The sequence below is a fragment of the Acidimicrobiales bacterium genome (assembly GCA_016794585.1).
Lineage (GTDB): Bacteria > Actinomycetota > Acidimicrobiia > Acidimicrobiales > DATDAH01 > JAEUJM01.
In genome coordinates this window covers 21,764-36,437 of the sequence record JAEUJM010000002.1, presented here as the reverse complement: position 1 = coordinate 36,437, position 14,674 = coordinate 21,764, and the positions used below count along the sequence as shown (strand labels likewise).

The following is a 14,674-nucleotide window of genomic DNA, read 5'->3' as shown; positions in this document are numbered from 1 at the left end:
GCGGGCAGCAGCCGATCAGCCGGCCGCAGGTCCCGGCCGGCGCACGAGCAGCGCCACCGGGAAGGAGCGGAGCAGCTCCGCCACCGCCACGACGCCGTCATGGTCCGTTCCGTCGATCTCGTCGAGGCCGTCCGCCCACCGGCCGGCGGGCAGTCGGATGGTGGTGCCGCGCCAACCCCCGTCGCGCTCCAGGCGGACCGGGAAGCGAGGGACGACGGTGACCACCTGATCCCCGCGGACGAAGGCCACCAGGTGGTCCGCCGCCTCCCCCTCCACGGGGAGTGCCGCGTACCGTCCGATGAAGGCGTCAGGGTGGCGGCCACGGACCTGGAGCGCCCGCCAGCACAGCCAGAGCTTGGCCCGGCCGGAACCGTCGTCGGGCCAGAGAGACCCCGCCCCTGCCGAGCGCACACCGTCGAGCAGCTCGCGCCGCCGCTCGAAGTCCACCGGTCGGCGGTTGTCAGGATCGGTGAGGTCGTGACGCCAGAGCTCGTTGCCCTGGTACAGGTCGGGGATCCCGGGCAGTGTCATCTTCAGGAGCACCTCGGCGAGCGAGTTCACCCTGGACGGCACCTCCAGGCGTTCCACGAAGGAAGCCGCCTCGGCCATCAGGGCTCGATCCCCGAAGGCGGCGGCCACCATGGCCTCCACGGCCCGCTCGTACCGCTCGTCCGGGTCGGTCCACGACGTGGCCAGCTTCGCCTCGCGCATCGACTTCGCGAGGTGGCCCTGCGCCCGCTCCTCGTCCAGCGGCCATCCGCCGACCAGCGTCTGGACGAGCACCAGGGCGGCGAGGGCGTCCGGCGGCGCCCCCTCGCCGGGCGGGTACTCGGCCAGACGCCCGAACCACCGCCGCACGACGGTCGACCACTCCTCCCCCACCTCACCGAGCACGGCGAGGCGGGCGCGGGCGTCCTCGCTGCGCTTGCTGTCGTGGGTCGACGTGGCCACCAGCCCGCCGGGCCAGGACGTGGACCGCTCGGCGCCCGCGTGGAACTCGCTCAGCGACCGCCCCAACGGGTGGGGCGGAGCGCCGACGTCGCCGGCGCCGGGCAGGGCCGCCCAGCGGTACAACGCGGTGTCCTCGACCCCCTTGGCCGTCACCGCCCCGGTCGCCTGGTTGTACCGGCGGCGGAGCTCGAGCCCCGCAGCGTCACCGCCGCCGTCCACGAGCAGCGCCGCGAGCTCGTCGATGCAGGTGGCGCGATCGACCGCCGTCGCCCGGGCCCGGTCGGCGGCGGCCAGGAGCACTCCCGCCTCGGCGGCGGACATCGGCCCGCTGGGCGGCGGATACGTGCGGTACCTGTCCAGGCCGACGACGAGCGCGCCGATCGCGTCGGAGACGGCGGCTTCATCGACCACACCCAACGCCGCCGTGGCGAGGCGGGTGAGGCGGCGGTGCTCCGGGCGGAACAGCCGGTCGAGCACGTCCTGCTTGCCTCGCGTCACCTCGTCCGGCCAACGACGGTCCGAACCCGTGACCTCGGCGAAGAGAGCTTCGAGTCCTGACGCGCCTTGCGGATCGTGGAGGAGGTCGGAGATCAGCGCCCCGACCTCGTAGCCGGTCGTGCCGTCGACCAGCCACCCCGGCGGGAGCCGTTCCCCGTGCTCGAGGATCTTCTCGACCACCACCCAGACGCCATCGGTGGCGGCGGCCAGGCGCTCGAGGTAGCCCGCGGGGTCGGCCAGCCCGTCGATGTGGTCGACCCGCAGCCCCTGGACGACCCCGCTCCGAACGAGGTCGATGACCAGCGCGTGGGTCCGCTCGAACACGTCCGCGTCCTCGACCCGCACGCCCACGAGGTCGTCGACGTCGAAGAACCGCCGGTGGGACACCTCATCGGCGTGCGTGCGCCAGTCCGCGAGCCGGTACCACTGCTGCTCCAGCGAGCAGAGCATCGCGTCCGGGTCCGACCCGACCGGGGCGGAGCCCGGTCGGAGGGGGAACCGCTGGCGGTGGTGGCGGAGCACCACCTCGCCGCCGTGCGTGTCGACCCTCAGCGCCCCGCTCGCCACCGCCTCCTCGAGCGGCTCGCCGAGCACCGGCAGCAGCATCGTGCCCGCGGGGTGCTCCGGCCCGCCCCGCCAGTCGACGTCGAAGACCGCGCCGGCGGGCCCCTCCGGCCCGTCCCGGAGCAGGGACCACCACATCGGGTTGTCCGCATGGGCCGCCTGGTGGTTCGGAACGATGTCGAGGAGGAGGCCCATCCGATGGTCGTCCAGCACCGCGCGCAACCGGTCGAGCGCGGGCCGGCCGCCGAGCTCGGCACGCACCCGGGTGGGGTCGGTCACGTCGTAGCCGTGGGTGCTGCCCGGCACCGCCTCGAAGAGCGGCGACAGGTAGAGGTGGCTGACGCCCAGGGCCGCGAGGTAGGGCACGAGGGCGGCCGCGCCGTCCAGGTCCCGATCGGGCCCGAGCTGCAGGCGGTACGTCGCGGCGGGTTCGGGGTCGCGCGGCACCGAGGGCCTCAGTCGGCCCGCGGCCGACGCAGGAGCAGGACGGAGCGGGCGTCGACGCGCACGTCGTCCCCGGGCCGCACGCAGCGCCCGTTCCCGTCGCCCCGCTCGTCGCAGGTGTCCAGCGCCGCGACCCACTCTCCGGCACGCGCCGCCCGCGGCAGTCGCACCGTGAGGGCCTCGTCGGACGCGTTCAGGGCCACGAAGAAGTCGTCGTCGACCACCTGCTCGCCACGCGGGCCCGGCGCAGCGATGGCATCGCCGTTCAAGAGGACACCCACGGACCGAGCGAACCCGGCGTCCCAGTCCGCTCGCGCCATCTTGCGACCGTCCGGTCGGTACCAGTCGATGTCGACGGGGCGCCCCTCGACGGTGCGGCCCTCGAACCACCGCCGGCGGCGGAAGGTCGGGTGGTCGTGGCGGAGCGCCGACAGCCGCTGCGTGTACGCGAGCAAGTCCTCGTCGACGGCCTCCCAGTCGAGCCACGACACCTCGTTGTCCTGGCAGTACCCGTTGTTGTTGCCGCCCTGGGTCCGGCCGAGCTCGTCACCGGACAACAGCATGGGCACGCCCTGGGACAGGAACAGCGTGGCGAGGAGGTTCCGGCGCTGCCGCCGCCGCAACGTGAGGACCTCTTGGTCGTCGGTGGGGCCCTCGACCCCGCAGTTCCACGACCGGTTGTGGGACTCGCCGTCGTTGTTGTCCTCCCCGTTGGCCTCGTTGTGGCGCTCGTCGTAGGAGACGAGGTCGTTCAGGGTGAAGCCGTCGTGGGCGGTGACGAAGTTGACCGAGGCGTAGGGGCGCCGGCCGGTGTCCTCGTACAGGTCCGAGCTGCCCGAGAGCCGGGAGGCCAACTCGGCGAGCGTCTCGCCCTCACCCCGCCAGAAGTCACGGACCGTGTCGCGGTACTTGCCGTTCCACTCCGACCACAGCGGCGGGAAGTTCCCCACCTGGTAGCCGCCCTCACCCACGTCCCACGGCTCGGCGATCAGCTTCACCTGGTTGATGACGGGGTCCTGCTGGATGAGGTCGAAGAAGGCGGCGAGCCGATCGACGTCGTGGAGCTCGCGTGCCAGCGTCGCCGCCAGGTCGAACCGGAAACCGTCCACGTGCATCTCGAGCACCCAGTACCGCAGGCTGTCCATGATCAGCTGCAGCACGTGGGGGCTCCGCATGTTGAGCGTGTTTCCCGTGCCCGTGTAGTCGACGTAGTACCGCTGGTCCTCGGGACTGAGCCGGTAGTAGTGGGCGTTGTCCAGTCCCTTGAGGGAGAGCATGGGGCCCATCTGGTTGCCCTCGGCGGTGTGGTTGTAGACGACGTCGAGGATCACCTCGATGCCGGCGTCGTGGAGGGAGCGCACCATCTGCTTGAACTCGTGCACCGCTCCCCCGACCTGGTCGGTGCTGGCGTACGCCGCATGGGGGGCGAGGTAGGCGATCGAGTTGTAGCCCCAGTAGTTGCTGAGCCCGCGCTCGACGAGGTGGTGCTCGCTCACGAACTGGTGGACCGGCTGCAGCTCGAGGGCGGTCACCCCGAGCGAGCGCAGGTGCTCGATCACCGCAGGGTGGCCCACGCCGGCATACGTGCCCCGCAACGCGGGCGGGACGTCGGGGTGCGTGCGGGTCAGCCCCTTCACGTGCGCCTCGTAGACCACGGTCTCGTGCCAGGGTGTGCGGGGGTGCCGGTCCTCGGCCCAGTCGAAGTAGGGGCTGGTGACCACGCTCTTCGGCATGCAGGCGGCGCTGTCGAGATCGCTGGGCGGCCCGTCCGGGTCGTCGAGCCGGTACGGGAAGACGGCGTCGCACCACTCGAGCTCACCGTCGAGCGCCGTGGCGTAGGGATCGACCAGCAACTTGGCGGGGTTCGCCCGCTTGCCCTCCTCGGGCGACCACGGACCGTGCACGCGGTAGCCGTACCGCTGGCCGGGCCCGACGTTCGGCAGGTACCCGTGCCAGCAGTGCGCCGTCACCTCGACCAGCTCGACCTGCTCCTCGGTGCCGTCCTCGTCGAACAGGCACAGCTGCACCCGATCCGCGATCTCCGAGAAGACCGAGAAGTTCGTCCCCGCGCCGTCGTGGTTCGCCCCCAGGGGGAAGGGGGCGCCCGGCCAGACCTCCACGTGCGCCGCGCTCAGCGGGACAGCCCGATGCGCCGGCCCGCCTGGCGCACGGCCGCACCGGCGACCACCGTGCCGGCGGCAACGCCGGCACGAGCCAGGCCGGCGCCGAGACCCACGCCCGCCACGACGCCGGCTTCGACGACCTCGAGGAGCGATCGGTCCTCGTCCCCAGCCTCGTGCTCGCGACCCTCGCTCGCTCGGGCGCCGGGAGGAACGGTGCCGAGTCGCTCGGCCACCGCCGTCAGGTCGGGCTTGTCCTGCTCGTGGTCGGGATGGTGCCCCGGGAGGTTGTCCTCCGGCACCGGCCCCGCGTCGACGTCGGAGGTGATCATGGGCCTGCCCTACCCCGAGCGGTGGCGAAGATGCCCCGGTGTCAGGAGGGTGACGCGGGCTCGGGCCCGACCCTCAGCCGAGGTCGGGAGCCGTGGCGCGGAAGCGGGCCTCGACGGCGGCGTGGACCACCTGGGGCGCCGGGGTGAGGTCGAACGAGAACGTCTCGGGGGCGGGCGCACCCCGGAACGCCTGCGCGGCCGCCCCGGCCACCGCCATGGGCCGGGGCTCCGGCGCCGACAGCAGATCGCTGTCGGCCAACTCCTCGAGGGTCAGGAGCGTCGCTCCCAAAGCACCCGCGTACTCGCGGGCCCGTCGGACCGCGTCGTGGACCGCCGCCACCCGCACGGCCCGCACCGCCTCGCTCTGCGGGCGGAGCGACCACCACGGGCCGGTGACCGTCGTGAGCTCGACGCCGCTCAGCAGCGCCAGCAGGTCGCCCAGGACCTCGAAGCGGTGGACGACGACCGTGCGCCGCACGCTGCCCTCGTAGCCGGACACCTTCTCCCGAGGCTTGCTGGAGGCGAACTGCGGGGTCACCCGGACCGTGTCGGTCTCGACCCGCTCGACGGCGTCGGCGAACCGGTCGAGCACGGCGTCGACGGCGCGAGCGCGCTCGTCGAGGTCCCGCACGACCCGGTCGCGGTCACGGTCGCGGGCGACGACGGCGACGGCGACCTGCGCCAACTCGGGCGGCACCTCCGCGACAGCCTCCCCTCGAACGGTCACGAGTGGCCCGGTGACGGCAGTTCCGGTGGCGTCGCCCATGGCAGCACCGTAGTGGTGGCTCCGACGGGCCGGGGAAGGCAACGGCTGGTCCTGCGCGCGGTTCTGACTCCACGGGAGGATGGTTAAGAGGCGATGCCGGGGCCAGGGGCGGTCCCCATCGGGAGGAGCCGAGATGCACGGGGCGCGAACCAGATGAGCGCGGTCGAGGACGGGCGCCGTCCGGCGCCGCCGATCGACCGGGGCGACGCAGACCCCGCGGCCCGGCGCTTCCGCCGGCACCTCGAGGGGATCCTTGGCACACCCGCCACGGAGGGCAACCGCATCGAGATCCTGCGCAACGGTGACGAGATCTTCCCGGCGATGTTCGAGGCCATCGACGCCGCGGAGCGCACGATCGACTTCCTGACCTTCGTGTACTGGGAGGGGAAGGTCGGCGAGGAGCTGGCCAACCGCCTGTGTGCCCGAGCGAACGAGGGCGTCCGCGTGCGGGTCCTGCTCGACGCGCTGGGGGCGAGGACCATGGACCGCCGCCTCCTCGACGACATGGAGGATGCCGACGTCGACGTCCGTTGGTTCCGGCCACTCCACCGGTTCCGGCCCCTCGAGGTCAACCACCGCACCCACCGCAAGGTCCTGGTCGTCGACGAGGCCGTCGGATTCACCGGCGGGGTGGGCATCGCCGACGAGTGGACGGGTGACGCCCGGGACGACGGCGAGTGGCGGGACACCCACTTCCGCGTCAGCGGCCCCGCGTTCGACGGCCTCCGCGCCGCCTTCCTCGACAACTGGAGCGAGACGACACCCGAGCTCTTCAGTGACGTCGACACCTTCCCCGAGCAACCCCAGCAGGGCTCGTCGGTGGTGCAGTGCGTCCGGGGGGCGGCGGAGACGGGCTGGAGCGACATCGACATCCTCTTTCGAGCGCTCGTCGAGCTCGCGGTCCATCGCGTCCGCATCGCAACCGCCTACTTCGTGCCCGACGCCGAGATCCGCCGCCGCCTCTGCGCCGCGGCGGACCGGGGCGTCGAGATCGAGATCCTGCTGCCGGGGCCCCACATCGACAAGCGCTTCGTCCAGCTCGCCGGGCAGGGCGCCTATGAGGAGCTCATCGGGCACGGCATCGACATCTGGCACTTCCAGCCGTCGATGCTGCACGCCAAGGTCATGACGGTGGACGGCATCGTGGCCAACATCGGCTCCGCCAACCTGAACGCACGATCGGTGGCCCGCGACGAGGAGGTGAACCTCGTCGTGTTGGACCCCGACGTCACCGCCGAGCTGGACCGCCAGTTCGACGAGGACCTCGAGCGCAGCACGCGCATCGAGCCGGGGCGTTGGGAGCAGCGGGCGCTCACCCAGCGCGTCGCCGAAGCAGTGCTCGCGCCGCTGCGGCCGCAGACCTGACGCACCCGGCGACTCGAGGCGCCTCAGGCGCCTCCGGGATGGCCGAGGGTAGGCCATGGCGCGGCCTCCTCGAGCTGGAGTGCGAGCTCCAGGAGCAGGCGGTCCTGGCCGTGGGCGGCACTGAACATCACGCCGACGGGCAGGTTCGTTTCGTCGTCGTGGTGGAGCGGCAGGCTGAGGGCCGGTGCACCGGTGGCATTGGCGAGCGGCGTGTAGCCGACCCACGCCTCGGCCCGGGGGAAGACCACGTCGAAGGGCAGGTCCATCGCGAGGTGGCCGATCTCCGGTGCGATCGTCGCGACCGTGGGCGTCAGGACGAGGTCGAGGCCGTCGAACGCATCGGCGTAGCGGGCGGTCGACCGGCGTAGGCGGTAGACCGCACCCGGCGTCTGGCGCAGGTTGGCCCGGAAACGGGCGGCGAGACCCTGGGTGAGCTGCGTGAGCTGCGACCGGTCGAAGGCGGGGTCGAAGAGCCGGTGCCCCTGGACCGACACGGCGTACGCCAGCGAGGACCAGTAGTGGATGAAGTCGTCGGCGAACTGGCGTCCCACCGGGAACTCGACGGGTCGAACGGAGTGACCGAGGCCCTCGAGGAGCTCCACGGTGCGTTCGAACGCCATCCGCGTCGGCGCGTCGACCTCGTAGCCCGAAGGTGAGTCGATCACGGTGCCGATGCGCAACGACCGAGCCAGTGGGCGGGTGACGTGGCCGAGCGGCGGGAGCCGTCGGCTCCAGTGGCGCTTCTCGGCCTCCGCGAAGAAGAGGGCGGTGTCGCGCACCGTGCGGCTGACGACCCCTTCGACCTCGACGTCCACCGGCATCAGGCGGGACTCGGGTGGTCGGGCCAGGCGACCGCGGGTGGCCTTCAGACCGACCAGGCCACAGCAGGCCGCCGGGATGCGGATCGACCCGCCTCCATCGGCGCCATGGGCGATCGGGACGACCCCGGCGGCGACCAGGGCGGCCGAGCCTCCGGACGAGCCGCCGGTCGACCGGTCGAGGTTCCACGGGTTCCGGGTGGGCTCGGTGTCGGGGAACTCCGTGCAGGGGATGAAGCCGAACTCCGGCAGGGTGCTCTTGCCGAGCCCGATCATGCCCATGTCGAAGAGCTGCGCGGCGAGGTCCCCCGTCTCGGTGGCGGGCCCCACCCGCGAGAAGGCAGCCGAACCGTTGCGGGTGGGGAGCCCGGCCACGTCGGTCATGTCCTTGATCACCGTCGGGACCCCGGCGAAGGCTCCGCCCCGGCCTTCGGCAGCAGCGGACCGCGCCCGCTCGAAGTCGTCGACCACGAGCGCGTGGAGCTCCGGCTCGACGCGACGGGCGCGCTCGATCGCAGCGCCGACCACCTCGGCTGCGGACAGCGCGCCCGAGCGGACCGCCTCGGCGGTGGCGACGCCGTCGAAGGCGGCCAGCTCGTCGTCGAACGCGTGGGACGTCCGCACCGCTGCGGAGGTCTCGGCCGACGTCACGACTCGGTGGCGTCCCGCTCGATCGCCTCGGCATCGGCCTTCACCTGCTTGGCCTCGACCTTCTTGGCCCGGGCCAGCGCCCGCTCGACCTTGGACTGCATGTCGGACACCGCGACGACCACGAGGCCAGCCGTCCCGGCGTCGAGGTGCTCGCCCACCTCCTTCAGGTCCTTGCGGCTCATGCCCGCGGCGGCATGGCCGGCCAGTGCGCCGAGCAGTGCGCCGCCGGCGGTCGTCCCCGCCAGCAACCCCGTGCCGATGGCGGCGGCCGGGAAGAGGACGAGCACGAGGCCGGTGGCGAGGCCCACGCCGCCGCCGAGCACCCCGCCCACCCGCGTCGGGGTCTCGTGCTTGGCCACGATGCGGACCTTGCCGTCGATCGGGTGCTCGATGACGGCGGCGTCGTAGGCGTCGATCAGGTCGACCTCGACGTGCAGGGCCTTGACCGCGTCGTAGTCGGCCTTGGCGTCCTCGACGTCGTCGTACGTGGCGAAGAATGCGAAGAAGGTGTCGATGGGCACGTGGGCTCCTTGAGGTGACGCACGGTCTGGGACGTACAGCGGGGAACACCGTAACCAGACCGCTGCGCCGGGGTCGTCCGACGAAGTGTGGTCGCAGGTTCTGGAGCGGCACCGCACGGGGTAGTGACGACGGAGTCATACCGGGGAGGGTGCCGTGACCCGTCGTAGCGCACTGTTGGTCGCCCTCGCCTTCGGCGCGGCCGGGCTCGCGGCGTGCTCCGGCGGTGAGAGCGGCGCACCGACGCTCGTCTGGTACACGAACCCGGACAACGGCGGGCAGGCCACCCTCGCCCGGGAGTGCACCGAGGCCGCGGACGGCGCGTACCGGATCGAGACCGAGATCCTCCCGAACGAAGCGGACGCACAGCGCGAGCAGCTCGTGCGGCGTCTGGCTGCGGGCGATTCCTCGGTGGATCTGATGAGCCTCGATCCCCCGTTCGTCGCCGAGTTCGCCAACGCCGGGTACCTCCTGGCGATCACCGACCCGGCCGCCGTCGAGGCGCTCACCGCTGACGTGCTCGAGGGCCCGTTGGAGACCGCCTTCTGGGAGGACGAGCTGGTCGCGACCCCCTTCTGGGCCAACACCCAGCTGCTCTGGTACCGGCAGTCCGTCGCCGAGGAAGCCGGTGTCGATCCGGCTGCCGACGACCTCACCTGGGACGACCTGATCGACGCCGCCGAGGCCACCGACCGCCGCATCGGCGTGCAGGCCCGTCGCTACGAGGGCTACATGGTCTGGATCAACGCCCTGGTCGCCTCCTCCGGCGGGACCATCGTCGAGGATGCCGACCGGGGTGCCGACGCGACACCGTCGATGGCGTCGCCCGCCGGGGATCGGGCCGCCGAGGTGGTCGACCGCCTGGCCCACTCGTCCGCCGCACCGGGCGACATCACCACCGCCGGCGAGGAGGAGGCACGGTCGCTCTTCCAGAGCGATGCCGGTGGCTTCATGGTGAACTGGCCCTACGTCTACGCCGCGGCAAAGGGCGAGGTCGACAGCGGAGCGCTGGACCAGAGCGTGTTCGACGACATCGCCTGGGCCCGGTACCCGCGCACCGATCCCGACCGCCCGAGCGCCCCGCCCCTCGGCGGCATCAACCTCGGCATCGGCAACTTCACCCAACACCCCGAAGAGGCCATCGACGCGGTCGGGTGCATCACCTCGGCCGACAACAACGCCCAGTACATGGTCGAGTCCGGCAACCCCGCGGCCCGCGCCGCCGCCTACGACGATCCCGAGGTGCGGGAGACGTTCCCGATGGCCGACCTCATCCGTGAGTCCATCGACGAGGCCGCGCCCCGGCCCATCACGCCGTACTACGGCGACGTGTCGACGTCGGTCCAGCGCACGTGGCACCCGGCCCGCTCGGTCCGGTCACCCGAGACGCCCGAAGAGACCGATCAGTACATGGGCGAGGTGCTGAGCGGGGATCGACTCCTGTGACCGACGTCGCCGCCACCACCACCCCGGCGAAGCTCACGCCGCGCGCGTCGGATCGCCTGCGCCACGAGCGCCGGCTCGGCCTGCGCCTCTCCTCCCCCGCGTTCTTCGTGATGATCCTCGTCACGGCCTATCCGCTGGGGTACGCGCTGGTCCTGTCGCTGTACCGCTACCGCCTCACCGACCCGGACGGCCGTGAGTTCGTCGGTGTCCAGAACTACGTCACGGTCCTGACCGATCCCGTCTGGTGGAGCGCCGCTTCCACGACGGCCACCATCACCGTGATCAGCGTGGCCGTCGAGCTCGTGCTGGGTTTCGCGTTCGCCTGGGTCATGTTCCGGATCCTCCGCGGGCGCTCGCTCATCCGGACCGCGATCCTCGTCCCCTACGGGATCGTCACCGTGGTGTCCGCCTTCATCTGGCGTTACGCCTTCCAGCTCGACTCCGGCTTCGTCAACCAGTGGTTCGGGCTGGGTGACTTCAACTGGTTCGGCGAGCGCTGGTCGTCGCTGTTCGTGATCACCCTCTCGGAGATCTGGAAGACGACCCCGTTCATCTCCTTGCTGCTGCTGGCCGGCCTGGTCCAGGTGCCCGAGGAGCTCATGGAGGCCGCCAAGGTCGACGGCGCCACGGCGTGGCAGCGGCTCCGAAAGGTGGTCCTGCCCAACATGAAGGCGGCGATCATGGTGGCCGTCCTGTTCCGGACCCTCGACGCCTGGCGCATCTTCGACAACCCGTTCGTGATGACGGGCGGCGCCAACGAGACCGAGACGCTGTCGTTCCTCGCCTACCGCCAGAACGTCACCCTCGTGAACCTCGGCGCAGGGTCGGCGGTGTCCGTGCTGCTGTTCGCCACCGTGGTGCTGATCGCGTTCGTGTTCATCAAGGTGTTCCGGACCGACCTGAGCCAAGTGCGGGGGGACAGCTGATGGCCGGACAGCGGACGAGCAACTGGTGGACGGTGTGGGGGCTCGTCATCCTCGCGTGGGCGGCGTTCCCCCTGCTGTGGATGACCTCGCTCGCCTTCAAGAGCCCCGACACCTTCCGGACCGGCGAGCCCAGCTTCCTCCCGAAGGAGTGGACCTGGGACAACTTCGAGAGCGCGTTCGACAACGAGCTGTTCACCGCTGCGCTGCGCAACTCGTTCGGCATCGCGATCATCGCCACCGTGCTGTCCGTGATCGTGGCGATGTTCGCGGCGTACGCGATCGCCCGCCTCGAGTTCCCCGGCAAGAAGCTGCTGCTGTCCATGGCCCTCGCCATCGCCATGTTCCCGCAGGCGGCGCTCGTCGGGCCCCTGTTCAACATGTGGCGCGGCCTCGGCATCTACGACACCTGGGTCGGGCTGATCATCCCGTACCTCACGTTCGCCCTGCCGCTCTCCATCTGGACCATGTCCGCCTTCTTCCGCCAGATCCCGTGGGAGATGGAGCAGGCGGCGCAGGTGGACGGCGCCACCGCGTGGCAGGCCTTCCGACGGGTCATCGTCCCGCTGGCGGCCCCTGGCGTGTTCACCACCGCCATCCTCACGTTCTTCTTCTGCTGGAACGAGTTCCTGTTCGCCATCTCGCTCACCTCCACGGACCGGGCGCGCACCGTGCCCGCCGCACTCTCGTTCTTCACCGGGCAGTCGCAGTTCCAGTCGCCCGTCACCGCGGTCATGGCGGCCTCGGTCGTCGTCACCATCCCCATCGTGATCCTCGTGCTCGTCTTCCAGCGCCGCATCGTGGCCGGGTTGACCGCGGGGGCCGTCAAGGGCTGACAAAGGAGCACCGCTGCATGGCCGAGATCACCCTCCGCAACCTGGTCAAGGAGTACGGCGACGGCTTCGCCGCGGTGAACGACGTGAGCCTCGACATCGCCGACGGCGAGTTCATGATCCTCGTGGGCCCCTCGGGCTGCGGGAAGTCGACGCTGTTGCGCATGATCGTCGGCCTCGAGGACATCACCGACGGTGAGCTGTTGATCGGGGGCGAGCGGGTCAACGAGAAGGCGCCACGGGACCGCAACCTGGCCATGGTCTTCCAGAACTACGCGCTGTACCCGCACCTGACCGTGTTCGAGAACATCGCCTTCCCGCTGCGCCTGCGTCACGTGCCCGACGACGAGGTGAAGGCCAAGGTCGAGGCGGCGGCGGCCACCCTCGAGCTGACCGAGCACCTCGACCGCAAGCCGAGCAACCTCTCCGGCGGGCAGCGCCAGCGCGTCGCGATGGGTCGGGCCATCGTGCGCGACGCCGACGCCTTCTTGTTCGACGAGCCCCTGTCCAACCTCGACGCCAAGCTGCGCGGCCAGATGCGCACCGAGATCCTGCGCATGCAGCGCCGCATGGGGATCACGACGGTCTACGTCACCCACGACCAGGTGGAGGCCATGACCCTCGGGGACCGGGTTGCCCTGCTGCGACGGGGTGAGCTCCAGCAGGTGGCCAAGCCCCGGGAGCTCTACGAGCAGCCCGTCAACCTGTTCGTCGCCGGGTTCATCGGCTCGCCGCCCATGAACTTCGTGCCTGCGTCGCTCGACGGCGACGAGCTGCGGCTCCCGTTCGTCACCTTCCCGCTGCCCGACGACGTGCGGGCCAAGGTCGGTGACCGCGAGCACGTGCTGGTGGGCATCCGGCCCGAGTCCTTCGACGACTGCTCCGACGAGGAGCCGGCCGACGGGACCGTCCGCTTCGAGGCGGAGATCGACGTGGTCGAGTGGTTGGGCAACGAGCAGTACGCCTACCTGCCCTACGACGCCCCGGACGAGCTCACCGGCACCCTCGACGAGCTCGAGCGCGACCTCGACAGCGAGCGCATGCGGAGCCAGCTCGTGGTCGCGCTGGACCCGTCGAGCACGGTCGACGCCGGCGGCACGGCCCACCTCTGCTTCGACCCGCACGCGATGCACGTCTTCGACGCAGAGACAGGTGCCAACCTGACCCTCGCCGACGCCCCGGAGGCCTAGGGGTCGAGCAGCTGCTGCTCGCCGGGACGGGCGGGCAGCACGGTGGTGAGGAAGTCGGCCATCGCCTCCGTGTTGGTGATCTCCCGGCCGGCCGCCTCGGCCATCCGGTGGCGGTGCTCGAGCATCTCGTGGAACAGCTCGGCGGCCTCCAGACGGTCGGCGAGCTCTTCGGGCACCGACGTCACCGCCGGCTCGTACACGTCGGCGAGCCACCGGGCCGCGCCCACGGCGTCGGGCACCGGTCGACCCTCGTCCTGTTCGAGCCGGGCGCGGAAGTTCTCGATGTCGGCGAGCAGCCGACGGGCCTGGTTCTCCTGCACCTCGAGCCCCGTCCGCTGGCGCAGCGCCCGGAAGTGGTGGCCCTCGTCCACCACGGTGGGTCGGATGTCGAGGACCTCGCCTCCGTCTTCCGAGCGGATGGCGAGCTCGTCCACGTCGAAGCCGAGGTCGTTGATGCGCCGGACGCGGGCGTCGATGCGCCAGCGCTCGGTGCCCTCGAAGCGGTCGGCGCTGGTGAGCTCCCGCCACAGGGACTCGTAGCGCTGCACCAGGTCGTCGGCCAGCGCCACCCCGTCCACGTCGTCGTCGACGCGCCCCGCGGCCTGGAGGTCGAGGACCCCGCCCACCAGGTTCTCGTGGGCGATCTCCACGTCGTGGGCGCGCATCTGGTCGCCGAGCGACGGTCGCACCTCGACGGTCTCGGCATCGACCAGATAGGCCATCATCGCTCCGGCGTCCCGCCGGAACAGGATGTTCGACGGCGAGCAGTCCCCCCAGAACACACCAGCGAGGTGCAGCCGGACGAGTAGGACCACCGCGGCGTCGAGCAGGACATCGGTGGGTGTGGGCATCTCGCGACCGATGACGTACCAGTAGGGCAGAGAGAAGTCGAGGTAGCGGGTGATGATCCGGGCGGCGCCGTCGGGCTCGCGCGTCCGCACCAGACCGACGGGCTCGACGCTGGGGAGGCGAGTGTTGCGCAGCAGCACGAGGGCCCGGTGCTCGGCCTCCGCCGCGGCCCGGGTGGTCTCCTTCACCGCGTAGACCCGGTGGTCGTAGCGCACGAAGCGGACCACGTGACGGCTGATGCCGTGCGCCATCGGCACGATCCGGGGGTGCGACCAGGCCGCCAGGGGTGACGCCCAGGGGAGGTCGAGGAAATCGGGGTGGCCACCGCGCACCACCAACTCGAACTCCGACGCGGCCGCAGCCATGGAGGAATGCTGGCACGGCGGGGAGGCACCGGGAAGGAGG

12 protein-coding genes are annotated in these 14,674 nt (G+C 71.4%); 5 read left to right on the top strand and 7 right to left on the bottom strand.

Going from position 1 to position 14,674, the window contains the following annotated elements:
• Positions 1 to 15: 15 nt before the first annotated feature.
• The 4 genes from treY to JNK12_01350 all read right to left on the bottom strand — a co-directional run bounded on the left by treY (position 16) and on the right by JNK12_01350 (position 5,675).
• Positions 16 to 2,460: a malto-oligosyltrehalose synthase gene (gene treY / locus JNK12_01365; protein ID MBL8774541.1), complete on the bottom strand. Its 2,445-nt coding sequence runs from the start codon at positions 2,458 to 2,460 to the stop codon at positions 16 to 18.
• An 8-nt stretch (positions 2,461 to 2,468) separates the two neighbouring features.
• A complete protein-coding gene (gene glgX / locus JNK12_01360; protein ID MBL8774540.1) occupies positions 2,469 to 4,577 on the bottom strand; it encodes a glycogen debranching protein GlgX in 2,109 nt (702 codons plus the stop codon).
• A gap of 11 nt (positions 4,578 to 4,588) precedes the next feature.
• The gene (locus JNK12_01355) at positions 4,589 to 4,909 is read right to left on the bottom strand and encodes a hypothetical protein (GenBank protein MBL8774539.1); all 321 of its coding nucleotides are present in this window, start codon (positions 4,907 to 4,909) and stop codon (positions 4,589 to 4,591) included.
• 73 nt (positions 4,910 to 4,982) lie between these two features.
• Positions 4,983 to 5,675, bottom strand: coding sequence for an SIMPL domain-containing protein (locus tag JNK12_01350; protein MBL8774538.1), 693 nt, complete (start codon positions 5,673 to 5,675; stop codon positions 4,983 to 4,985).
• A 153-nt stretch (positions 5,676 to 5,828) separates the two neighbouring features.
• Here JNK12_01350 and JNK12_01345 point away from each other — a divergent pair, with 153 nt between their 5' ends.
• Positions 5,829 to 7,040 carry a cardiolipin synthase B gene (locus JNK12_01345; GenBank protein ID MBL8774537.1) on the top strand — a complete coding sequence of 404 codons (1,212 nt, stop codon included), beginning with the start codon at positions 5,829 to 5,831 and terminating at the stop codon, positions 7,038 to 7,040.
• A 23-nt stretch (positions 7,041 to 7,063) separates the two neighbouring features.
• Here JNK12_01345 and JNK12_01340 read toward each other — a convergent pair whose 3' ends face one another.
• Positions 7,064 to 8,509, bottom strand: coding sequence for an amidase (locus tag JNK12_01340; GenBank protein ID MBL8774536.1), 1,446 nt, complete (start codon positions 8,507 to 8,509; stop codon positions 7,064 to 7,066).
• A complete protein-coding gene (locus JNK12_01335; GenBank protein ID MBL8774535.1) occupies positions 8,506 to 9,030 on the bottom strand; it encodes a DUF1269 domain-containing protein in 525 nt (174 codons plus the stop codon). Before JNK12_01335 ends, JNK12_01340 begins: the two co-directional genes overlap by 4 nt.
• A gap of 154 nt (positions 9,031 to 9,184) precedes the next feature.
• Here JNK12_01335 and JNK12_01330 point away from each other — a divergent pair, with 154 nt between their 5' ends.
• The 4 genes from JNK12_01330 (at position 9,185) to ugpC (ending at position 13,420) form a co-directional block, all read left to right on the top strand.
• Positions 9,185 to 10,474: an extracellular solute-binding protein gene (locus JNK12_01330; GenBank protein MBL8774534.1), complete on the top strand. Its 1,290-nt coding sequence runs from the start codon at positions 9,185 to 9,187 to the stop codon at positions 10,472 to 10,474.
• A gap of 110 nt (positions 10,475 to 10,584) precedes the next feature.
• The gene (locus JNK12_01325; protein MBL8774533.1) at positions 10,585 to 11,400 is read left to right on the top strand and encodes a sugar ABC transporter permease; all 816 of its coding nucleotides are present in this window, start codon (positions 10,585 to 10,587) and stop codon (positions 11,398 to 11,400) included.
• Positions 11,400 to 12,233: a carbohydrate ABC transporter permease gene (locus JNK12_01320; GenBank protein ID MBL8774532.1), complete on the top strand. Its 834-nt coding sequence runs from the start codon at positions 11,400 to 11,402 to the stop codon at positions 12,231 to 12,233. Before JNK12_01325 ends, JNK12_01320 begins: the two co-directional genes overlap by 1 nt.
• 17 nt (positions 12,234 to 12,250) lie before the next feature.
• The gene (gene ugpC, locus JNK12_01315; protein ID MBL8774531.1) at positions 12,251 to 13,420 is read left to right on the top strand and encodes a sn-glycerol-3-phosphate ABC transporter ATP-binding protein UgpC; all 1,170 of its coding nucleotides are present in this window, start codon (positions 12,251 to 12,253) and stop codon (positions 13,418 to 13,420) included.
• Here ugpC and JNK12_01310 read toward each other — a convergent pair.
• Positions 13,417 to 14,634: a DUF4032 domain-containing protein gene (locus JNK12_01310; GenBank protein ID MBL8774530.1), complete on the bottom strand. Its 1,218-nt coding sequence runs from the start codon at positions 14,632 to 14,634 to the stop codon at positions 13,417 to 13,419. The genes ugpC and JNK12_01310 overlap by 4 nt on opposite strands.
• Positions 14,635 to 14,674 lie beyond the last annotated feature (40 nt).